Source organism: Tepidimonas sp., from assembly GCF_046292505.1.
GTDB lineage: Bacteria > Pseudomonadota > Gammaproteobacteria > Burkholderiales > Burkholderiaceae_C > Tepidimonas.
The window spans coordinates 57,535-78,635 of the sequence record NZ_JBKBQX010000001.1; the positions used below are offsets into that span (position 1 = coordinate 57,535).

A 21,101-nucleotide genomic window follows, 5' to 3' on the forward strand; every position below is an offset into this window, starting at 1 on the left:
TCCCGCACCACGAGGAGCACGAACCATGGGTTTTTTGGCCGGCAAGAAGCTGCTGATCACCGGGGTACTGTCCAACCGCTCGATCGCCTACGGCATCGCGCGCGCCTGCCGAGCCCAGGGGGCGGAGCTGGCCTTCAGCTACGTCGGTGAACGCTTCAGGGACCGCATCACCGAATTCGCGGCGGAGTTCGGCTCCAACCTCGTGTTCGAGTGCGACGTCTCGGACGACGCCCACATCGAGCGGCTGTTCCGTGAACTGTCGGCGCACTGGCCGACGTTCGATGGCTTCGTGCACAGCATCGGCTACGCGCCGCGCGAGGCCATCGCCGGCGACTTTCTCGACGGCCTGTCGCGCGAGGCCTACCGCACCGCGCACGAGATCAGCGCCTACAGCTTCCCCGCCATGGCCAAAGCGGCGCTGCCCTACCTCAACGACGGCGCCGCCCTGCTGACGCTGACCTACCTGGGCAGCGTGCGCATGGTGCCAGCCTACAACACGATGGGGCTGGCCAAGGCCAGCCTGGAGGCCAGCGTCCGTTACCTGGCCGAGTCACTCGGCAGCCGCCGGCGCGGCTGGCGTGTCAATGGCATCTCGGCCGGCCCGATCAAGACCTTGGCCGCCAGCGGCATCAAGGGCTTTGGCAAGATCCTGAACGTGGTGGAGAGCAACGCCCCGATTCGGCGCAATGTGACGATCGACGACGTCGGCCACACGGCGGCCTTTCTGCTCAGCGATCTGGCGGCCGGCATCAGCGCCGAGGTCATCTACGTCGACGGCGGTTTCAGCCAAGTGATGGGCGGCTTGTCGGCCGGCGACGCCACCGAGGCGTAAACCGCCCCGCGGGCGGTCACTTCAAGTTGCCCAGGTAGGCCGCCACCGCCTCCAGCTCCAGGTCGCTCAGACGGTGCGACATCACGCGCATGATGGCGTTGTCGCGATTGCCCGTGCGCTCCTTGAACGCCTGCACCTGACGGATGATGTACTGCGGGTGCTGACCTGCCAGGCGCGGCAGTTCCGTCGTGCCGGTCGCCCCGGGCCCATGGCACGTGGCGCACGGCGGCAAGCCGCTGTGGCGGTTGCCCCGCTCGTACACATAGCGCCCCACGGCCAGCAGCAGGTCGTCCCCGCTGGGGGTGTGCCCCGGCTTTTGGCGCGCGTAGTATTCGGCGACCGCTTCGATGTCGCTGGGGCTCAGGCCCTTGACCTTCTCGGTCATCGCGGTGTCCTTGCGCTCGCCGCTGGCAAAGGCCTGGAGCTGGCGCGCCAAATACCAGGCATTCTGGCCCGCCAGACGGGGGAAATTGGGCGCTACGCCCTGCCCGCACGGGCCGTGACAGACCGCGCAGCGGTCCCGGGCGATGACCTCGCCGATCACCAGTGGATCGGTGGACTGGGCTTGCGTCCCCCAAGCCGCCAAGCCCATGCCCGCCGCCACGATCGTGCGGCGCAGGGCCATCTGCCAAGCCTTACGCATGTGTTCCTCCAGGGATGGATACGGGGTCGCCAACGACCACTGTCACCATCCTAGAGAAACCCCGCCAAACGACCTTGACGCGCATCAAGATCACTGCATCGGCATGCAACGATGCGCAGACGCGCGCGGACGACGCGCCACGGGGCACCCGGCCCCCAGCGCGACCCGACCCGTGTCTTAGCGCCGCGGCGGCGGCAGATCGGTGCAACTGCCGTGCGCCACCTCCGCCGCCATGCCGATGCTTTCGCCCAGCGTGGGGTGCGGGTGGATGGTTTTGCCGATGTCCACCGCATCGGCCCCCATCTCGATGGCCAGCGCGATCTCGCCGATCATGTCGCCGGCGTGTGTGCCCACGATGCCGCCGCCCAGGATCTTGCCGTGGCCATGCGCCTCGGGGCGGTCGTCGAACAGCAGTTTGGTCAAGCCTTCGTCACGGCCGTTGGCAATGGCGCGGCCCGAGGCCGTCCATGGGAACAGGCCTTTCTTGACCGCAATCCCCTGCGCCTTGGCCTGCTCCTCGGTCAGACCCACCCAAGCCACCTCGGGATCGGTGTAGGCCACACTCGGGATCACCCGCGCGTCAAAAGCCCTGCGAGCCAGGGCCGCATCCCCCAGCAGTTCGCCAGCGATCACCTCCGCCGCCACATGGCCTTCGTGCACGGCCTTGTGCGCCAGCATGGGCTGGCCCACGATATCGCCGATGGCGAAGATGTGCGGCACGTTGGTGCGCATCTGGATATCGACGTTGATGAAGCCCCGGTCGGTCACGGCCACGCCGGCCTTGTCGGCCGCGATCTTCTTGCCGTTGGGCGTGCGGCCGACGGCCTGCAGCACCAGGTCGTACAGGCCCTCGCTGGTGGCGCCGTCCAACCCTTCGAACTGCACCCGGATGCCCTCGGGCGTGGCCTGCGCCCCCACGGTCTTGGTTTTGAGCATGATGTGGTCGAAGCGGCCTTTGTTCATCTTCTCCCACACCTTGACCAGATCGCGGTCGGCGCCCTGCATCAGGCCGTCCATCATCTCGACCACGTCGAGCCGCGCGCCCAGAGTGGAGTACACAGTGCCCATCTCCAGGCCGATGATGCCGCCGCCGATGATGAGCATCTTTTTCGGCACGCCCGGCAGCGCCAGGGCACCGGTGCTGTCCACGATGCGCGGATCGTCGGGCAGGAACGGCAGCCGCACGGCCTGCGAACCGGCCGCGATGATGCACCGCTTGAACGCCACCACGGTTTTGCGGCCGGTTTTGTCCTGGCCGCTGCCGGTGGTCTCCTCCACTGCGACATGGTTGGGGCCGACGAAGGCCCCATAACCCCGCACCACCGTGACCTTGCGCATCTTGGCCATGGCGGCCAGCCCACCCGTGAGCTTGCCGATGACCTTTTCCTTGTGCCCGCGCAGCTTGTCGAGGTTGACCACCGGACGCCCGAACTCCACGCCCAGGTCGGCCATGTGGCTGACTTCGTCCATCACGGCGGCCACGTGCAGCAGCGCCTTGGACGGGATGCAGCCCACGTTCAGGCACACGCCGCCCAGCGTGGCGTAGCGCTCCACGATCACCACCTTCAGGCCCAGGTCGGCGGCGCGGAAAGCGGCGGAGTAGCCGCCCGGCCCCCCACCCAGCACCAGCACGTCGCACTCCAGGTCGGCGCTGCCGCTGAAGCTGGCCGCTGCCGGTACCACCGCGGGCGCCACCGGCACGGCGGACGGAGCCGGGGCCGCCACCGAAGCCACGGCGGGCGCAGAAGCCGGGGCAGCAGTGGCCGGTGCCGAGGAGGGAGCCGCCGCAGCCGCCTCGCCGGCCACTTCCAGCGACAGAATCACCGAGCCCTCGCTGACTTTGTCGCCCAGCTTGACCTTGAGTTCCTTCACCACACCCGCGTGGCTGGAAGGGATCTCCATCGACGCCTTGTCGGACTCCACCGTGATGAGCGACTGATCCACCTGGACCGTGTCGCCCGGCTTGACCAGCAACTCGATGACCGCCACGTCCTTGAAGTCGCCGATGTCGGGAACCTGGATATCGATCAGTGCCATATTCCGACTCCCTTCACAGCAGCACGCGGCGGAAGTCCGCCAGGATCTGGCCCAGATAGGCGTTGAAACGCGCGGCAGCCGCGCCATCGATCACGCGGTGGTCCCACGTCAGCGACAGCGGCAGCATCAGGCGCGGCACAAACTGCTTGCCGTCCCACTTGGGCTCCATCTGGCTCTTGCACACCCCCAGAATGGCCACCTCCGGCGCGTTGATGATGGGCGTGAAGTAGCGCCCGCCAATGCCACCCAGGCTGGAAATGGTGAAGGTGGCACCGCTCATGTCCGCGGGGCCCAGCTTGCCTTCGCGCGCCTTCTTGGCCAGTTCGGCCATCTCCTGGCTGATCTGCAGGATGCCCTTCTGGTCGGCATGCTTGATCACGGGCACCACCAGGCCGTTGGGCGTGTCGGCGGCAAAGCCGATGTGCCAATAGTGCTTGAAAATCAGCGCGTCGCCGTCCAGCGAGCTGTTGAACTCCGGGAATTTCTTGAGCGCGGCCACACAGGCTTTGATGAGGAAGGCCAGCATCGTGACCTTGATGCCGCTTTTCTCGTGCTCCTTGTTGAGCTGCACCCGGAAAGCTTCGAGTTCGGTGATGTCGGCATCGTCGTGGTTGGTGACGGCCGGGATCATCACGGCGTTGCGCATCAGGTTGGCGCCGCTGATTTTCTTGATCCGACCCAGCTCCTTGCGCTCGATGGGGCCGAACTTGGCAAAGTCCACCTTGGGCCAGGGCAGCAGATCCAGCCCCACGCCGGTGCCGGCGGCAGGCGCCGGCGCGTGGGCGGCCTGGGCCTGCGTTTGCACAGTGCCCGCCATGACGGCTTTGGTGAAGTTTTGCACATCCTCCAGCGTGATGCGGCCCTTGGGCCCCGAGCCTTTGACCTCGGCCAGCGGCACGCCCAGTTCCCGGGCGAATTTGCGCACCGACGGAGAAGCATGCGGCAGGCCGAGCACCGGGGCGGATGCGGGTTGGTGGGGGGCGGCCGGCGTCGAGGCGACGGCAGGGGCCACCGTGGGTGCCGGCGCTTCGGCCGGTGTGGGCGCTGGCGCAGTAGCAGGCACCGCAGCGGCCACGGCGGGGGCCGCCACCGGCGCGGGAGCGGGCTCAGGGGCGGCCGCGGCCGCTGCGCCTTCGGCCTCCAGCGTCAGCACCACCGAGCCCTCGCTGACCTTGTCGCCGAGTTGTACTTTCAGCTCTTTGACCACGCCCGCGTGGCTGGAGGGAATCTCCATCGACGCCTTGTCGGACTCCACCGTGATCAGCGACTGATCCACCGCCACCCGGTCACCGGGCTTGACCAGCAACTCGATCACCGCCACGTCTTTGAAATCCCCGATGTCCGGGACCTTCACATCGATCAATGCCATTTATCGTCTCCCGGCCATCAGGCGTGCAGGGGGTTGAGCTTTTCGGTGTCGATGCCGTACTTGGCGATGGCCTCGGCCACCTTGGCTGCCGGCACGGTGCCTTCTTCGGCCAGGGCCTTGAGCGCGGCCACGACGATGTAGTGGCGGTTGACCTCGAAGTGCTGGCGCAGCTTGCTGCGGAAGTCACTGCGGCCAAAGCCATCGGTGCCCAACACCTTGTAGCTGCGCCCCTTGGGGATGAAGGCGCGAATCTGATCGGCGTAGGCCTTCATGTAGTCGGTCGAGGCCACCACAGGACCGGTGTGCTTGTCCAGCTGCTGAGTGACGAAGGGCACGCGCGGCGGCTCGGTGGGGTGCAGCAGGTTCCAGCGCTCGCAGTCCTGACCGTCGCGGGCCAGTTCGTTGAAACTCGGGCAGCTCCACACGTTGGCGGCCACGCCCCAGTCTTTCTCCAGCAGTTCCTGCGCAAACAGGCTCTCGCGCAGGATGGAGCCGGAGCCGAGCAACTGCACCCGCGGCGTGAGCTTCGCGCCTTCTTTGAACAGATACATCCCCTTGATGATCTGCTCCTCCGTGCCGGGGGTCAGGCCCGGCATGGCGTAGTTCTCGTTGAGCAGGGTGATGTAGAAAAACACGTTGTCCTGCTTTTCCACCATGCGTTTCAAGCCATGGTGGATGATGACCGCCACCTCGTGCGCGAAGGTGGGGTCGTAGCTGATGCAGTTGGGAATGGTGCCCGCCAGGATGTGGCTGTGGCCGTCCTCGTGCTGCAGGCCTTCGCCGTTGAGCGTGGTGCGGCCACTCGTGCCGCCCAGCAAGAAGCCGCGCGCCTGCATGTCGCCCGCCGCCCAGGCCAAATCCCCGATGCGCTGGAAGCCGAACATCGAGTAGTAGATGTAGAACGGCACCATGATGCGGTTGTTGGTGCTGTAGGACGTGGCCGCCGCGATCCAGCTGGCCATGCCACCCGCCTCGTTGATGCCCTCTTGCAGGATCTGGCCGGCCTTGTCCTCGCGGTAGTACATCACCTGGTCTTTGTCCACCGGGGTGTAGAGCTGGCCCTTGGGGTTGTAGATGCCGATCTGGCGGAACAGCCCCTCCATGCCGAAAGTGCGGGCCTCGTCCACCAGGATGGGCACCACGCGCGGACCCAGGGCCTTGTCGCGCAGCAGCTGTGTCAGGAACCGCACGTAGGCCTGGGTCGTGCTGATCTCGCGACCCTCGGTCGTCGGCTCCAGCAACGCCTGGAACGTCTCCAGCGACGGCACGGTGAACTGCTCGTCGCTCTTGACCCGGCGCTTGGGCAAATAGCCACCCAACGCCTTGCGCCGCTCGTGCAAGTACTTCATCTCCGGCGTGTCGTCGGCCGGCTTGTAGAGCGGGATCTTCGGCAGCTCGCTGTCGGGGATGGGGATGTTGAAACGGTCGCGGAAGTAGCGGATGTCCTCGTCGGTGAGCTTCTTGGTCTGGTGCGCGGTGTTCTTGCCTTCGCCGGCGCGGCCCATGCCGTAGCCCTTGACCGTCTTGACCAGCAGCACCGTCGGCTGGCCGGTGGTGTTGTGGTGCGCGCGGTGGAAGGCGGCATACACCTTCTGCGCATCGTGGCCGCCGCGGCGCAGTGCCCAGATGTCATCGTCGCTCATCTTGGCCACCAACTCCAGCGCCTTCGGGTGGCGGCCGAAGAAATGCTTGCGCACGAAGGCACCATCGTTGGCCTTGAACGCCTGATAATCGCCATCCAGCGTGTCGAGCATGATCTTGCGCAGCACGCCGTCCTTGTCGCGGGCCAGCAGCGGGTCCCAGTTGCTGCCCCACAGCAGCTTGATCACGTTCCAACCCGAGCCGCGGAACTCGCCCTCCAGCTCCTGGATGATCTTGCCGTTGCCGCGCACCGGGCCGTCGAGCCGCTGCAGGTTGCAGTTGACCACGAAGATCAGGTTGTCCAGCCCCTCGCGCGCGGCCAGCCCAATGGCGCCCAGGCTCTCGGGCTCATCCATTTCGCCATCGCCGCAGAACACCCACACCTTGCGCTGGCTGGTGTCGGCAATGCCACGCGCGTGCAGATACTTCAAAAAGCGCGCCTGATAGATGGCCATCAGCGGCCCCAGCCCCATCGACACGGTGGGGAACTGCCAGAACTCCGGCATCAGCTTGGGGTGCGGATAGCTGGACAAGCCTTTGCCATCCACCTCCTGGCGAAAGTGCAGCAACTGCTCCTCGGTCAGCCGCCCCTCCAGGAAGGCGCGGGCGTAGATGCCCGGGGCGCTGTGGCCCTGGATGTAGATCAGATCGCCGCCGTGCGTGCCGCCCTGGTCGGTGTCGTCGGCGTGCCAGAAGTGGTTGAAGCCGCAGGCAAACATGTGCGCCAGCGACTGGAAAGAGCTGATGTGCCCGCCCAGGTCGCCGCCGTCGGGCGGGTTGAGCCGGTTGGCCTTGACCACCATGGCCATCGCGTTCCAGCGCATATAGGCCCGCAAGCGGCCCTCGATTTCCAGGTTGCCGGGGCTGCGCTCCTCCTCATCCGGCTCGATGGTGTTGACGTAGCCCGTGGTGGCCGAAAACGGCAGATCGATGCTGTGCTCGCGCGCCTCCTCCAGCAACTGCTCCAGCAGAAAGTGCGCGCGCTCGGGGCCCGTGCGTTCGATGACGGCATCCAGGGCGTCGAGCCACTCACGCGTCTCCTGCGGATCGGCGTCGGGGGCCACGAGCGGGGAAATCGGTTGGGCGGGTTGGGACATGGTGTCGTCTCCTCGTTGGCACGGAAAAGGGTACGGCGAAGGCGTCTTCGTGTCCACGAAGTTTCGCACGAAATCGATCTATTTCCAAACTGCGGTTATTTATTTCACATTGCGAATTTTTAAACGTCCGCCGTGCGAGGTCGCTGCGGGTTTGCCCTAAACTGCTGGCATGGCCAGCCCGACATCCGACGCCCACGCCCCGCGCGGCCCCCGCTGGTGGTCGGCGCCGCGCCGCTGGTGGCGCCAGTGGTGGGACCGGCTGCCGCCGAGCCGGCAGGACCGGCTCGCCGTGTTCGGGCCCCTGCTGTCCGTCCTGCTGTTTCTGACGGCAATTTTTTCGGCCCTGGCCTACTTCACCCATGAAGAGGCCAACCGTGAGCAGGAAGCGGTGATGCGCGACACCGAGTACGCGCAACAGCGCCTGCGCCTGCGCCTGCTGGAGCGGCAGGAGCAGCTCATGCGTCTGGCGCGCGACATCGCCAACCGCTCGGTCGAAGAAACCGAGTTCGTCTTTCAAGCCGAGGCGGTGGTGATGCAGAACCCCGAACTGATCTCGGCGCACTGGATCGGCCCGTTCCGGGAGGTGGTCACGGGCTACGCCTCTCCCAACGCACCGGCGCACGCCCAGCGGCGCGCGGGCGATCTGCTGCCGCCCAACAGCACCGATGGCGCATTCGAACTGGCCCGCGACCTGCACCAACCGATCTACTCGCGCCCGCTGCGCTGGCCCGACAGCGGCAGCACCATCGTGCTGCTGGTGCCCTTCGAGGACCAGCGCCGCTTTGGTGGCGCCGTTCTGGCGGAGTACTCCGTCGAGGGGCTGCTGCGCTATGGCGTCCCGGCCGAGGTGCTGGCGCGCTACGCCGTCACATTCGTCGGCGAAGACGGCACCCTGCACGCGGGCACGCCCCTCAAACCCATCAAGACCCCGCTGTCGCGCCTGCCCTGGGCGGCGCAGGCACAGCGGCACGAGCTGCCGATTTCGCCCATCGGCAACAGTCTGCTGGTGCGGGCGGAGGGCCTGCGCGCCGACCGCGACACGGGCAGCGAGGCGTTCTTCTGGATCGTCGGCGCGATGAGCATGGCGACGATCTGGATGCTGCTGGGCAATATGCGTCACACGCGCCGGCGCCTGCAGGCCCAGCGCGCACTGGTGGCGGAAACGAACTTCCGCCGCGCCATGGAAAACTCCATGCTCACTGGGATGCGCGCCCTGGACATGGAGGGCCGCATCACCTACGTCAACCGCGCCTTCTGCAACATGACGGGTTGGAGCGAGGCCGAGCTGATCGGCACCACCGCCCCCTTCCCTTACTGGCCCGAATCGGAACACGACACGTTGATGGCCCGTCTGCAGGACGAGATCGCCGGCCGCAACGCCCCGGGCGGCTTCGAGGTGCCCGTCAAGCGCAAAAACGGCAGCATCTTCTACGCGCGCATGTACGTCTCGCCGCTGGTTGACGCGCAAGGGCGGCAAACGGGCTGGATGACGTCGATGACCGACATCACCGAGCCCAAGCGCATCCGCGAGGAGCTGACGGCCTCGTACGACCGCTTCGCAACCGTGCTGGACAGCCTGGACGAGGCCATCTCCGTCGCGCCGCTGCACAGCAACGAACTGCTCTTTGCCAACCACATGTACCAGCGCTGGTTTGGGCAGGGTGCAGCAGGCCACGAGCGCATGCTGGAGCTGTGCGCGTCCGTCCCGGTGCTGCCACCGCAAGATCACACCGACCATGTGGACAGCCTGGTCGGCCTGCCCGCCGATGCGCTGTTCGAGGCGATCGCCGAGCACACACAGATCCTGGTGCCCGAGTTGGGCAAGTGGCTGGAGGTGCGCACCCGCTATCTGACCTGGGTGGACGGACGGCTGGTGCAGATGCTGATCGCCAGCGACATCACGGCTCGCCGCCATGCGGAGGAACAAGCCGCCCTGCAAGCCGAGCGTGCCGAAACCGCCAGCCGCCTGATCACGATGGGCGAGATGGCCTCCAGCGTCGCGCACGAACTCAACCAGCCACTGACCGCCATCAGCAACTACGCCAGCGGCATGATCAGCCGGCTGCAAAAAGGCCAAATGGGCCCCGAGGATCTGCTCGGCGCGCTGGAAAAAACGGTGCGGCAGGCACAGCGCGCGGGCCACATCATCCAGCGCATCCGCGCCTTCGTCAAAAAAAGCGAACCCAACCCGACGCTGTCCGAGGTCGCGCAAATGGTGGCGAACGCCACCGAGCTGGCCGACATCGAGCTGCGTCGCCACATGGTGCGCCTCAACATCTACGTCGCGGCTCGCCTGCCGCGCTTGATGGTCGACCCCATCCTGATCGAACAAGTGCTGATCAACCTGCTGAAAAACGCGGGCGAGTCCATCCAGAACGCCCAGCGGCCACCCGGGCAACGCCACGTGGAGCTGCAGGTCGTGCCGCGTACCGTCGAGGGCCGTGACGTGGTGGAATTCACCGTCCGCGACAGCGGCAGCGGGATACCGCAAGACCGCCTCGACCGCATCTTCGAGGCCTTCTACAGCACCAAGGCCGAAGGCATGGGAATCGGCCTGAAGCTGTGCCGCTCGATCATCGAATCCCACCACGGCCGGCTGCATGCGCGCAACCTCTACAATGGCACCGAGGTCGCGGGCTGCGAGTTCACATTCTGGATCCCGGTGTCGCCTCAGGACGCCGCGGAGTCCCGTGTTCATCCCCCCTCTGTCAACGAAGCGCAGACGCCCGAAGGACAACGATGAGCCTGATCCCCAAACGCGGAACCGTGTACGTGGTCGACGACGACGAAGCCGTGCGCGACTCGCTGCAATGGCTGCTGGAAGGCAAGGACTACCGGGTGCGATGTTTCGAGTCGGCCGAGGCGTTTTTGGCGCGCTACGACCCGCGCGAGGTTGCCTGCCTGATCGCCGACATCCGCATGGGCGGCATGAGCGGCATGGAACTCCAAGACCGGCTGCTGGAGCGCCAGTCGCCGCTGCCGATCTGCTTCATCACCGGTCACGGCGATGTGCCGATGGCGGTGGAGTCCATGAAGAAAGGTGCGCTGGACTTCATCCAAAAGCCTTTCGACGAAAACCAGCTCGTGGCGCTGGTCGAGAGGATGCTCGATGTCGCACGCGAGACGTTCGCCGTGCACCAACAGGCCGCCACACGCGAGGCGCTGCTGGCCAAGCTGACCACGCGCGAATCGCAGGTGCTCGAGCGCGTCGTCGCCGGGCGGCTCAACAAGCAGATCGCCGACGACCTCGGCATCAGCATCAAGACGGTGGAGGCGCACCGCGCCAACATCATGGAAAAGCTCGGCGCCAACACCGTGGCCGATCTGCTCAAGATCGCGCTGGCGCCGATTCCCCCCTCCAAAGTCTGACCCCTCCCTCCCCATGACCGCCCAACTGATCGACGGCGTGGCGCTGGCGCGCCACTGGCGCCAACGCGTGGCCGAACGCGCCGCAGCGCTCGCGGCCCGCGGCCACCGCCCGGGCCTTGCGGTGATCCTGGTCGGCGACGACCCCGCCAGCCAGGTCTACGTTCGCAACAAGGTCAAGGCCTGCGGCGAGGCCGGCATCCACTCCGTGCTGGAAACCTACCCCGCCAGCCTGACCGAGGACGAGCTGCTGGCACGCATCGCTGCCCTCAACGCCGACCCCGCCATCCACGGCATCCTGGTGCAGCTGCCGCTGCCGGCGCATCTGAATGCCCAGCGGGTCATCGAGGCCATCGCGCCGGACAAGGACGTCGACGGCTTTCACGTCGCCAACGCCGGCGCGCTGCTGGTCGGCCAGCCGGCCTTCCGGCCCTGCACGCCATACGGCTGCATGAAGATGCTGGAGCACATCGGCCGCACCGACCTGCGCGGCCAGCACGCCGTGGTCGTGGGCCGCAGCAACATCGTCGGCAAGCCGATGGCGCTGCTGCTGCTGCAGGCCGGCGCCACCGTGACGATCTGCCACAGCGGCACCGCGGACCTGGCTCACCACACGCGCCAGGCCGACATCCTGGTGGCCGCCGTCGGCAAACCGCGCATGATCGGCGCCGACATGGTCAAGCCCGGTGCCGTCGTGCTCGACGTCGGCATCAACCGCCTGCCCGATAGCAAGCTGTGCGGCGACGTCGACTTCGACGCTGTGCGCGAGGTGGCCGGCTGGATTACCCCGGTGCCCGGCGGTGTGGGGCCGATGACGATCGCGATGCTGCTGCTGAATACGGTCGAGGCAACGGAGCGCGCGGTCGGCTGAGCCCCTCACTCGTTCACGCCTCAGCGACCGCCCACCTCTGACGCACGGCGGTCCCGCCCGGCCAGCCACCACAGGCTGCGCAGCGCACACAGCCACTGCAGCGCCACCAGCAGCGTCCCCAGGCCGTGCCACAACGCCAGGTTCGCACCGGTCTGGCGGGCGGTGAGGATGCGCTGGGCCACCCCAAACTCCTGCACCAGCCCCGCCAACGCCCCGAGCAGCAGCCACGGCAGCAGCGCCCAGCTGGCGTCGCCTGCCTGGCCGCGGCCGCGCTGCGCGCGGCCCCACAGCAGCAGCGCCAGGGCCGCAGCCACACTCACCCACGACTGCACCTGGAACAGCCGCGCGGCCATGCCGCCGGCCACCGCCGGGTTGTCGAAGTGGGCAAACAGCAGTGGCACGGCGACGAAGCTCCACGCCGTCACCGCCCCCCACCACAGCGCCGCCACCAGCAGCGGCCAGCGCTGCGTCCAGGCTTGCCAGGGTTGCCAGAGGGCCCGCACCGGCTGCGCCCTCACGCGTAGCGCACGGCCACGATCTCGTAGCGGCGCACGCCGTTGGGTGCCTGCACCTCGGCGACGTCGCCCTCCTCCTTGCCGATCAGCGCGCGCGCGATGGGGCTGGAGACGTTGATCAGCCCGAGCTTCAGGTCGGCCTCATCCTCGCCGACGATCTGGTAGGTGACGGTCTCGCCGGTGGCCTCGTCCTCCAGCTCGACGGTGGCGCCGAACACCACCTTGCCGCCGGCGTCGAGCTGCGCCGGGTCGATGATCTGGGCCGCGGCGAGTTTGCCCTCGATCTCCTTGATGCGGCCTTCGATGAAGCCCTGGCGGTCCTTGGCGGCGTCGTATTCGGCATTCTCGCTCAGGTCGCCCTGCGCGCGCGCCTCGGCGATGGCCTGGATGACGGCGGGACGCTCGACGGTCTTCAGACGGTGCAGCTCCTCTTTGAGCTTGTCGGCACCGCGCTTGGTCAGCGGAATGGTGGGCATGGAAGCAATCCTTGTCGCACAAAAGCAAACCGCCGAGCGTTGCCGTTCGGCGGTGTCGTGTCGCCTGCAATGATAACCGGTTTACCGCACGATCACCCCGCCAGACGGCCAGCCCGGCGGGGCGCTGTGGTCACCGCATCACACCAGTTGGGCGTGCAGCTCCGCCAGCGCATACACCGGCAGGTCGTCCATCACCTTCATGCCCTCTACCGCCGCCTCGGCGCCGAAGATCGTCGTGATGGTGGTCACGCGGTTGGCCAGCGACGCCACGCGGATGTAGCGCGAGTCGGCGATCGCGTTGCGGCGCTCCTCCACCGTGTTGATGACCATGGCGATCTCGCCGTTCTTGATCATGTCGACGATGTTGGGGCGGCCCTCGGTGACCTTGTTGACCACCGCGCACGGGATGCCGGCGGCCTGGATCGCCGCGGCGGTGCCGCGCGTGGCCACGAGCTCGAAGCCCATCGCCGCCAGGTCGCGCGCGATCGGCACCACGCGCGCCTTGTCGCCGGGCTTGACGGACAGGAAGATCTTGCGCACCGCGTCGGTGGGTCGCGGCAGGCGCACGCCGGCGCCGAGCTGGCTCTTGACGAACGCCTCGCCGAAGGTGCGGCCCACGCCCATCACTTCGCCGGTGGACTTCATCTCCGGCCCCAGGATGGTGTCCACGCCCGGGAACTTGACGAACGGGAACACCGCCTCCTTGACGCTGAAGTACGGCGGCGTGACCTCGCGCGTGACGCCCTGCTGCGCGAGCGTCCTGCCGGCCATGCAACGCGCCGCCACCTTGGCCAGCGGGATGCCGGTGGCCTTGGAGACGAACGGCACGGTGCGGCTGGCGCGCGGGTTGACCTCCAGCACGTAAATCACGTCGCGCTTGGCGCCGCCCTCCTCGACTTCTTGAATGGCGAACTGCACATTCATCAGGCCAACCACCTGCAGCGCCTCGGCCAGCGCCGCGGTCTGGCGCTTGATCTCGGCCACGGTGGCCGCGGACAGATAATACGGCGGCAGCGAGCAGGCCGAGTCGCCTGAGTGCACGCCCGCCTGCTCGATGTGTTCCATCACGCCGCCGATCAGCACCTGGCCGCTGGCGTCGCGAACGCAGTCGACGTCGCACTCGATGGCGTCGTTGAGGAAGCGGTCCAGCAGCACCGGCGAGTCGTTGCTGACCTTGACCGCCTCGCGCATGTAGCGCTCCAGATCGCGCGGCTCGTGCACGATCTCCATCGCGCGCCCGCCCAGCACGTAGCTCGGCCGCACCACGAGCGGGTAGCCGAGCTCGGCGGCCTTCTCCATCGCCTCGGCCTCGGTGCGCGCGGTGGCGTTGGGCGGCTGCTTCAGGCCCAGCCGGTGCAGCATCTGCTGGAAGCGCTCGCGGTCCTCGGCGGCGTCGATCATGTCGGGCGTCGTGCCGATGATCGGCACGCCGGCGCGCTCCAGCCCCAGCGCCAACTTCAGCGGCGTCTGGCCGCCGTACTGGACGATGACGCCTTCGGGCCGCTCCACCGCGACGATCTCCAGCACGTCCTCCAGCGTCAGCGGCTCGAAGTAGAGCCGGTCGCTGGTGTCGTAGTCGGTGGAAACAGTCTCCGGGTTGCAGTTGACCATGATGGTCTCGAAGCCGTCCTCGCGCAAGGCGAGCGCCGCGTGCACGCAGCAGTAGTCGAACTCGATGCCCTGGCCGATGCGGTTGGGGCCGCCGCCCAGCACGATGATCTTGCGCCGATCGCTCGGCGCGGCCTCGCACTCCTGCTCGTAGGTGGAGTAGAGGTAGGCGGTGTGGCTGGCGAATTCCGCCGCGCAGGTGTCGACGCGCTTGTACACCGGACGCACGCCCAGCGCATGGCGGCGTGCCCGCACGGCGTCCTCCGTGGTGGCCAGCAGCTTGGCCAGCCGCCGGTCGGAAAAGCCTTTGCGCTTGAGCGTGCGCAGCGTCGCGGCCTCCAGCGCCTCCAGCGCCCGCGCGCCGTGCTGCGCCGTGTGGCGGTCCAGCGCCAGCTCGATCTGCACGATCTCCTGGATCTGCACCAGGAACCACTTGTCGATCTTGGTGAAGTGGTGCACCTCCTCCAGCGACCAGCCGGCCGCGAAGGCGTCGCCAACGTACCAGATGCGCTCCGGCCCCGGCTCGCCGAGCTCGCGCTCGAGCGTCTCGCGGTCCTGGGTCTTCTCATTCATGCCATCGACGCCGACCTCCAGTCCGCGCAGCGCTTTCTGGAAGCTTTCCTGGAACGTGCGGCCGATGGCCATCACCTCGCCGACCGACTTCATCTGCGTCGTCAGGCGGTCGTTGGCCTGCGGAAACTTCTCGAACGCGAAGCGCGGGATCTTGGTGACGACGTAGTCGATGGTCGGCTCGAACGACGCCGGCGTGGCCCCGCCGGTGATGTCGTTGCGCAGTTCGTCCAGCGTGTAGCCGACCGCGAGCTTGGCCGCCACCTTGGCGATCGGGAACCCCGTGGCCTTGGACGCCAAGGCCGAGGAGCGGCTCACGCGCGGGTTCATCTCGATGACGATCATGCGCCCGTTGGCGGGGTTGATCGCGAACTGCACGTTGGAGCCGCCGGTGTCCACCCCGATCTCGCGCAGCACGGCGATCGAGGCGTCCCGCATGCGCTGGTATTCCTTGTCGGTCAGCGTCTGCGCCGGCGCCACGGTGATCGAGTCGCCGGTGTGCACGCCCATCGGGTCGAGGTTCTCGATCGAGCAGACGATGATGCAGTTGTCTGCCTTGTCGCGCACCACCTCCATCTCGAACTCTTTCCAGCCGACCAGCGACTCCTCGATCAGCAGCTCCGAGGTCGGTGAGGCCTCCAGCCCGCGCTTGCAGATGGTCTCGAACTCCTCCGGGTTGTAGGCGATGCCGCCGCCCGTGCCCCCGAGCGTGAAGCTGGGCCGGATCACCGCCGGGAAGCCCACCGCGCGCTGCACCGCCCAGGCCTCCTCCATGCTGTGCGCGATGCCGGAACGGGCCGACTCCAGCCCGATGCGCGTCATCGCCTCCTTGAACTTCTGGCGGTCCTCCGCCTTGTCGATGGCCTGCGGGCGGGCGCCGATCAGCTCGCAGCCGTAGCGCTCCAGCACGCCGTGGCGCCACAGATCCAGCGCGCAGTTCAGCGCGGTCTGCCCGCCCATGGTCGGCAGGATGGCGTCCGGGCGCTCCTGGGCGATGATTCGCTCGACCGTCTGCCAAGTGATCGGCTCGATGTAGACCGCATCGGCCGTGGCCGGGTCGGTCATGATCGTGGCCGGGTTGCTGTTGATCAGAATGACGCGGTAGCCCTCCTCGCGCAGGGCCTTGCAGGCCTGCACGCCGGAGTAGTCGAACTCGCACGCCTGGCCGATGACGATGGGCCCGGCGCCGATGATGAGGATGCTGTGAAGGTCGGTGCGCTTGGGCATGGAATCACTTTCCGGCAGCGGCCATCAGGGCCGTGAAGCGGTCGAACAGGTAGGCGATGTCATGCGGGCCGGGGCTGGCCTCGGGGTGGCCCTGGAAGCCGAATGCCGGGCGGTCGGTGCGCGCGATGCCCTGCAGCGTGCCATCGAACAGACTGACGTGGGTGGCGCGCAGCGTCGCGGGCAGGCTGGTCTCATCGACCGCGAAGCCGTGGTTCTGGCTGGTGATGCTGACGCGCCCGGTGTCGAGGTCTTTGACCGGGTGGTTGGCGCCGTGGTGGCCAAACTTCATCTTGAACGTGCGCGCACCGCTGGCCAGCGCCAGAATCTGGTGCCCCAGGCAGATGCCGAACGTCGGCACGCCGCGCTCGATGACGGTGGCCGCCGCCGCAATCGCGTAATCGCACGGCTCGGGATCGCCAGGGCCGTTGGAGAGGAACACGCCGTCCGGCCGCAGCGCCAGCACGTCCGCGGCTGGCGTGCGCGCCGGCACCACGGTGACGCGGCAGCCGCGCTCGGCCAGCATGCGCAGGATGTTGCGCTTGACGCCAAAGTCGTAGGCGACCACATGAAAACGCGGCTGCGCCAGACGCCCGTAGCCGCGCGTGCCGTCCTCGCGCTGCAGCCGCCACTCGGTCTCGGTCCACTCGTACGGCTGGGCGGTGGTGACGGTCTGCGCCAGATCCAGCCCGGCCATGCTGGGCGCCGCGCGCGCGGCGGCCACGGCCTCGGCGCGCACGGGGTCGGTGATCGCCTCGCCCGGACGCAGCGCGACAATGGCGCCATTTTGCGCGCCGTGCTCGCGCAGGCGGCGCGTCAGCGCGCGCGTGTCCAGCCCCGCGATGGCGACGATGCCCTCGCGGCGCAGGTAGTCGCCCAGGGACTGATCGGCGCGAAAATTGGAATGAAGCTGGGGCAGGTCCTTGATGATCAGGCCGGCGGCCTGGATGGCGCCGGATTCGATGTCCTCGCCATTGACCCCGACGTTGCCGATGTGCGGATACGTGAGGGTCACGATCTGCTGGCGGTAGCTGGGGTCGGTGAGGATTTCCTGATAACCGGTGAGGGCGGTATTGAACACCACCTCACCCACGGTCTGGCCGGTCGAACCGATGGCCACACCTTCAAAGACCGTGCCGTCTGCGAGCGCGAGGATGGCGGGTGCAAGGACGGGAAACACGGACACTCTCCAGGAAGGTTTGGACGCACCCGCACCCACCCGGCCCCGTCCGCCGCAGCGCCCGGGGACCGCGGGGCGGTCGGGGGGCTCGCAGGACAGTCACCGAGTGGACACGGACGGTCTGGGTAAACCTTGGAATTATAGCCCGCCGAACACCGCCGACGCGCTGGCGTGCAGGCAGATCGCCGCGGCGGCGGCCACGTTGAGCGACTCCTCGCCGCCGGGCTGGATGATCCTCACCGTCTGGGCCGCCTGCGCCAACAGGTCCGGGCGCACGCCCTGCCCTTCATGGCCCAACAACCACGCGCACGGCCACGGCAGGCGGGCTTCGTGCAGCCAGTCCCCGTGATGGGAACTGGTGGCCAGCAGCGGCACCTGCAAATCGGCCAAACAGGTGGCGTCCACCGCCTCGACCAGGGTGAGGCCGAAGTGCGCCCCCATGCCGGCACGCAGCACCTTGGGCGACCACAGCGCCGCCGTTCCGCGCAGCGCCACCACCTGCCGAAAACCGAAGGCTGCCGCACTGCGCAGGATGGAGCCGACGTTGCCCGGGTCTTGCAGCCGGTCCAGCACCACGGTGGGCACACCGGCCTGCATGGTCGGAGAGGCCGGCACGGGGACCAGACAGCCGACGTGGGCAGCCGACTCCAGCGGACTGAGCTGCGCCATCAGCGCCTCGGTCAACACCCAGACGGGCACCTCGGGCGCGAGGGCGCCGGCCTGCCGCCACGCATCCACCCAGGTCAAGCCAGCGGGGCTGGCGACCACCGCCTCGGGTTGCCAGCCGCGGGTCAGCAGGGCGCGGCACAAATGGTCGCCTTCGACCCAGACGACGCCCTCGCGCCGGTAGGCACTGCCATCTTGCACCAGGCGCCGCAGGCGTTTGACGCGCGGGTTGTCGCGCGAGGCAATCGGCTCGGGTGGGCGCAGCGGGGTCATGCGGCAGCCCCCACAGTCGATGCGCGCAGCGCCTCGGCCACGGGCGCGAAGCTGCGCCGGTGCCACGGCGTGGGGCCGTACTGCCGCAGGGCGCGCAGGTGCTGCGCCGTGCCATAGCCGCGGTGCCGGTCGAAGCCGTATGCCGGGTGGGCGGCATGTGCCTCGTCCATCAGGCGGTCGCGCGTCACCTTGGCCACGATCGAGGCGGCGGCGATGGCCGCCACGGTCGCATCGCCGCGCACCACGGCTTCGGCCCGCATCTCCAGCACCGGCAGGCGATTGCCATCCACCAGCACCAGCGACGGCCGCAGCCGCAGCCCGGCTACCGCGCGCTGCATGGCCAGCAGCGTCGCCTGCAGAATATTCAGCCGGTCGATCTCTTCCACACTGGCGATGCCGACGCCCAGGCACAGCGCCCGCGCCCGAATGATTTCATAAAGCGCCTCGCGCCGGGCGGCAGTCAGGGTCTTGGAATCGGCCACGCCGTCGATCGGATCTTGATCATCCAGGATGACGGCGGCGGCCACGACTGGCCCGGCCAGCGGTCCCCGGCCGGCCTCGTCCACCCCAGCCACCAGGCCCCCATCGCCCCAGTCGAAAGCATATTGATGGACCGCAGCCTGGGCTTGAACCAGCGGCGTCCGGTTGCGGCGGCCCGCACGGGCAGATGCGGGCCTGGACAACGGGTCGGTGCTCACGCCGCCCCCCCGCGTCCGATCCATGGGGCGATCGCCTGCACCGCCAGCGCCGCGGTGTCGCGCCGCAGCTCGGCGTGCAGCGCGTCGAAGCGCGCCACCAGGCGCTCGCGCCGCACGTGCGCCGCCGCGTCGTCGGCCAGCCACGCCAGCGTCGCCTCGGCCAACGCCGCGGGCGTGGCGGCGTCCTGCAACAGCTCCGGCACGACGAACTCGCCGCACAGGATGTTGGGTAGCCCGACCCACGGCTGGCGCATCTTGCGTCGCGTCAGCCACCACGACAGCGGGTGCATGTGGTAGGCGATCACCATCGGGCGCTTGAACAGCGCTGCCTCCAGCGTCGCGGTGCCGCTGGCCACCAGCACGGCATCGCAGGCGGCCAGCGCCGTGTGCGCCTGCCCGCGCAGCACGGTGATCGCCGCCGCGTGGGGACTGGCAGCCACCTGGGTGCGGATGAACCCTTCCAGCGCCGGCACCGCCGGCAGCACGAAGCGCAGCCCCGGCCGCTCGGCGCGCAGGATCGCCACCGCCGCGAGAAAGCGCGGCAGCAGATGGTCGATTTCGGCGCGGCGACTGCCGGGCAGCAGCGCCACCAGTGGCTGCGCGTCGTCCAGGCCCAGCGCCGCACGCGCCCCGGCGCGGTCCGGCCGCAGCGGGATGACGCTGGCCAAGGGGTGGCCGACGTAGGTGGCGGCGATGCCGTGCGGGGCCAGCAGCGCCGGCTCGAACGGGAAGATGCACAGCACGTGGTCGCAGGCGCGGCGGATCAGCTCGACGCGCTCCGGGCGCCAGGCCCAGATGGCCGGCGCGACGAAGTGCACCGTCGGGATGCCCGCCGCGCGCAGGTCGGCCTCCAGCGGCAGGTTGAAGTCCGGCGCATCGACGCCGACGAACAGCGCCGGGCGCTCGTGCAGCAGCCGCGCGCGCAGGCGGCGGCGGATGCCGACGATCTCGCGGTAGTGGCGCAGCACCTCGACATAGCCGCGCACGGCGAGCTTGTCGCTCGGCCACCAGGCCTCGAAGCGCTGCGCCTGCAGCGCCGGCCCGCCGATGCCGGCGGCGTGCAGCGCCGGCCAGCGCGCGCGCAGCCCCTGCAGCAGCTGCGCGGCCAGCACGTCGCCCGAGGCCTCGCCGGCCACCAGCGCCAGCCGCGGCGCAGCCGCGTCGTGGGACGTGTCCTGAAGCACGTGGCTCATCCGACCCCGTGGCGCTCGCTCAAGCCTCGCCGCGGCGCGCGCGCACGATGCCGCGCTGCGCATCGACGCCGGCCAAGAAGTCGCGCATCAGCGCCACGTCCGCGGCGGCCTCGGGGTGCGACTGCGCCAGCGCCTCGATGCGCTCGAGCGCCTGCACGAGCGTCAGCCCTTCGCGGTAGAGCGCCTTGTGCATCGCCTTGACGGCAGCGATGCGCTGCGCCGAAAACCCGCGGCGGCGCAGCCCCTCGAAGTTCATCGAGCGCGCCTGCGCCGGCTGGCCCTGCGCCATCACGAACGGCGGCACGTCCGCGAACAGCAGCGCGCACATCGCCGTCATCGCGTGCGCGCCGACGCGCACGAACTGGTGCACGACCGTAAAGCCCCCCAGGATCGCCCAATCGCCGACCTGCACATGGCCCGCCAGCTGCGCGTTGTTGGCGAAGATCGTGTGGCTGCCGACCACGCAGTCGTGCGCCAGGTGGGTGTAGGCCATCATCCAGTTGTCGTCGCCCAGGCGCGTCACGCCCCCGCCCTGCACGGTGCCGACGTGGTAGGTGCTGTATTCGCGGATGGTGTTGCGATCGCCGATGACAAGCTGGCACGGCTCGCCGCGGTATTTCTTGTCCTGGTTCGGCAGCCCCAGGCTGACGAACGGGTAGATGCGGTTGTCGCGCCCGATCGTCGTGTGGCCGTCGAGCACGCAGTGCGCGCCGACCGTGGTGCCGGCACCGATGCGCACATGCGGGCCGACGAGGGTGTAGGGGCCGATCTCGACGTCGGCGTCGAGCTCGGCCTTGGGATCGACCAGCGCGGTCGGGTGGATGCGGGCCATCGGCAGCGAT

The 21,101-nt window shown here is 68.5% G+C and carries 16 protein-coding genes; 4 read left to right on the forward strand and 12 right to left on the reverse strand.

The window, feature by feature from the left end:
• The first annotated feature begins 25 nt into the window (after positions 1-25).
• Positions 26-832, forward strand: a complete 807-nt coding sequence (gene fabI / locus ACK4TH_RS00240; protein ID WP_409620967.1) for an enoyl-ACP reductase FabI — start codon at positions 26-28, stop codon at positions 830-832.
• Between the two features lie 16 nt (positions 833-848).
• Here fabI and ACK4TH_RS00245 read toward each other — a convergent pair whose 3' ends face one another.
• From ACK4TH_RS00245 to aceE, 4 genes are all read right to left on the reverse strand, one after another.
• Complete coding sequence (locus ACK4TH_RS00245) at positions 849-1,475, reverse strand: c-type cytochrome (protein ID WP_409620970.1); 627 nt, start codon at positions 1,473-1,475, stop codon at positions 849-851.
• A 177-nt stretch (positions 1,476-1,652) separates the two neighbouring features.
• The gene (lpdA, locus tag ACK4TH_RS00250) at positions 1,653-3,512 is read right to left on the reverse strand and encodes a dihydrolipoyl dehydrogenase (protein WP_409620972.1); all 1,860 of its coding nucleotides are present in this window, start codon (positions 3,510-3,512) and stop codon (positions 1,653-1,655) included.
• A gap of 13 nt (positions 3,513-3,525) precedes the next feature.
• Positions 3,526-4,881 carry a dihydrolipoyllysine-residue acetyltransferase gene (gene aceF / locus ACK4TH_RS00255; RefSeq protein ID WP_409620975.1) on the reverse strand — a complete coding sequence of 452 codons (1,356 nt, stop codon included), beginning with the start codon at positions 4,879-4,881 and terminating at the stop codon, positions 3,526-3,528.
• A gap of 17 nt (positions 4,882-4,898) precedes the next feature.
• Positions 4,899-7,619 carry a pyruvate dehydrogenase (acetyl-transferring), homodimeric type gene (gene aceE / locus ACK4TH_RS00260; RefSeq protein WP_409620978.1) on the reverse strand — a complete coding sequence of 907 codons (2,721 nt, stop codon included), beginning with the start codon at positions 7,617-7,619 and terminating at the stop codon, positions 4,899-4,901.
• A 169-nt stretch (positions 7,620-7,788) separates the two neighbouring features.
• On the opposite strand from aceE, the gene ACK4TH_RS00265 reads away from it, so the two are divergent.
• From ACK4TH_RS00265 to folD, 3 genes are read left to right on the forward strand one after another with little or no spacing between them, the layout of a single operon-like run.
• Complete coding sequence (locus ACK4TH_RS00265; RefSeq protein ID WP_409620981.1) at positions 7,789-10,362, forward strand: PAS domain S-box protein; 2,574 nt, start codon at positions 7,789-7,791, stop codon at positions 10,360-10,362.
• Positions 10,359-10,988: a response regulator transcription factor gene (locus tag ACK4TH_RS00270; protein WP_409620984.1), complete on the forward strand. Its 630-nt coding sequence runs from the start codon at positions 10,359-10,361 to the stop codon at positions 10,986-10,988. The genes ACK4TH_RS00265 and ACK4TH_RS00270 overlap by 4 nt, the downstream gene beginning before the upstream one ends.
• A gap of 13 nt (positions 10,989-11,001) precedes the next feature.
• Complete coding sequence (gene folD, locus ACK4TH_RS00275) at positions 11,002-11,856, forward strand: bifunctional methylenetetrahydrofolate dehydrogenase/methenyltetrahydrofolate cyclohydrolase FolD (protein WP_409620987.1); 855 nt, start codon at positions 11,002-11,004, stop codon at positions 11,854-11,856.
• A 20-nt stretch (positions 11,857-11,876) separates the two neighbouring features.
• Here folD and ACK4TH_RS00280 read toward each other — a convergent pair whose 3' ends face one another.
• The 8 genes from ACK4TH_RS00280 to lpxA form a co-directional block, all read right to left on the reverse strand.
• Positions 11,877-12,374: a DUF4149 domain-containing protein gene (locus ACK4TH_RS00280; protein WP_409620990.1), complete on the reverse strand. Its 498-nt coding sequence runs from the start codon at positions 12,372-12,374 to the stop codon at positions 11,877-11,879.
• A complete protein-coding gene (gene greA, locus ACK4TH_RS00285) occupies positions 12,371-12,847 on the reverse strand; it encodes a transcription elongation factor GreA (protein WP_409620993.1) in 477 nt (158 codons plus the stop codon). Before greA ends, ACK4TH_RS00280 begins: the two co-directional genes overlap by 4 nt.
• Before the next feature lie 138 nt (positions 12,848-12,985).
• Positions 12,986-16,252: a carbamoyl-phosphate synthase large subunit gene (carB, locus tag ACK4TH_RS00290; RefSeq protein ID WP_409620996.1), complete on the reverse strand. Its 3,267-nt coding sequence runs from the start codon at positions 16,250-16,252 to the stop codon at positions 12,986-12,988.
• 4 nt (positions 16,253-16,256) lie between these two features.
• Positions 16,257-17,429: a glutamine-hydrolyzing carbamoyl-phosphate synthase small subunit gene (gene carA / locus ACK4TH_RS00295; RefSeq protein WP_409620999.1), complete on the reverse strand. Its 1,173-nt coding sequence runs from the start codon at positions 17,427-17,429 to the stop codon at positions 16,257-16,259.
• A gap of 138 nt (positions 17,430-17,567) precedes the next feature.
• Positions 17,568-18,368 carry a TrmH family RNA methyltransferase gene (locus ACK4TH_RS00300; protein WP_409621002.1) on the reverse strand — a complete coding sequence of 267 codons (801 nt, stop codon included), beginning with the start codon at positions 18,366-18,368 and terminating at the stop codon, positions 17,568-17,570.
• On the reverse strand, positions 18,365-19,090 hold the full coding sequence (gene rnhB, locus ACK4TH_RS00305) for a ribonuclease HII (protein WP_409621005.1): 726 nt from the start codon (positions 19,088-19,090) through the stop codon (positions 18,365-18,367). The genes ACK4TH_RS00300 and rnhB overlap by 4 nt, the downstream gene beginning before the upstream one ends.
• Positions 19,063-20,259 (reverse strand): lipid-A-disaccharide synthase, encoded by a 1,197-nt coding sequence (lpxB, locus tag ACK4TH_RS00310; RefSeq protein ID WP_409621008.1) that lies wholly within the window; start codon positions 20,257-20,259, stop codon positions 19,063-19,065. The genes rnhB and lpxB overlap by 28 nt, the downstream gene beginning before the upstream one ends.
• A 19-nt stretch (positions 20,260-20,278) precedes the next feature.
• The gene (lpxA, locus tag ACK4TH_RS00315; RefSeq protein ID WP_409621011.1) at positions 20,279-21,091 is read right to left on the reverse strand and encodes an acyl-ACP--UDP-N-acetylglucosamine O-acyltransferase; all 813 of its coding nucleotides are present in this window, start codon (positions 21,089-21,091) and stop codon (positions 20,279-20,281) included.
• Positions 21,092-21,101: the final 10 nt, after the last annotated feature.

Bases quoted from the DNA above. Each gene is read 5' to 3' on its own strand.
- ACK4TH_RS00300 (WP_409621002.1), bottom strand. From the start codon at position 18,368: ATGACCCCGCTGCGCCCACCCGAGCCGATTGCCTCGCGCGACAACCCG.
- fabI (WP_409620967.1), top strand. From the start codon at position 26: ATGGGTTTTTTGGCCGGCAAGAAGCTGCTGATCACCGGGGTACTGTCC.
- lpxA (WP_409621011.1), bottom strand. From the start codon at position 21,091: ATGGCCCGCATCCACCCGACCGCGCTGGTCGATCCCAAGGCCGAGCTC.
- ACK4TH_RS00270 (WP_409620984.1), top strand. From the start codon at position 10,359: ATGAGCCTGATCCCCAAACGCGGAACCGTGTACGTGGTCGACGACGAC.
- ACK4TH_RS00265 (WP_409620981.1), top strand. From the start codon at position 7,789: ATGGCCAGCCCGACATCCGACGCCCACGCCCCGCGCGGCCCCCGCTGG.
- folD (WP_409620987.1), top strand. From the start codon at position 11,002: ATGACCGCCCAACTGATCGACGGCGTGGCGCTGGCGCGCCACTGGCGC.
- lpxB (WP_409621008.1), bottom strand. From the start codon at position 20,259: ATGAGCCACGTGCTTCAGGACACGTCCCACGACGCGGCTGCGCCGCGG.
- rnhB (WP_409621005.1), bottom strand. From the start codon at position 19,090: ATGGATCGGACGCGGGGGGGCGGCGTGAGCACCGACCCGTTGTCCAGG.
- carB (WP_409620996.1), bottom strand. From the start codon at position 16,252: ATGCCCAAGCGCACCGACCTTCACAGCATCCTCATCATCGGCGCCGGG.
- greA (WP_409620993.1), bottom strand. From the start codon at position 12,847: ATGCCCACCATTCCGCTGACCAAGCGCGGTGCCGACAAGCTCAAAGAG.
- lpdA (WP_409620972.1), bottom strand. From the start codon at position 3,512: ATGGCACTGATCGATATCCAGGTTCCCGACATCGGCGACTTCAAGGAC.
- ACK4TH_RS00245 (WP_409620970.1), bottom strand. From the start codon at position 1,475: ATGCGTAAGGCTTGGCAGATGGCCCTGCGCCGCACGATCGTGGCGGCG.
- aceF (WP_409620975.1), bottom strand. From the start codon at position 4,881: ATGGCATTGATCGATGTGAAGGTCCCGGACATCGGGGATTTCAAAGAC.
- aceE (WP_409620978.1), bottom strand. From the start codon at position 7,619: ATGTCCCAACCCGCCCAACCGATTTCCCCGCTCGTGGCCCCCGACGCC.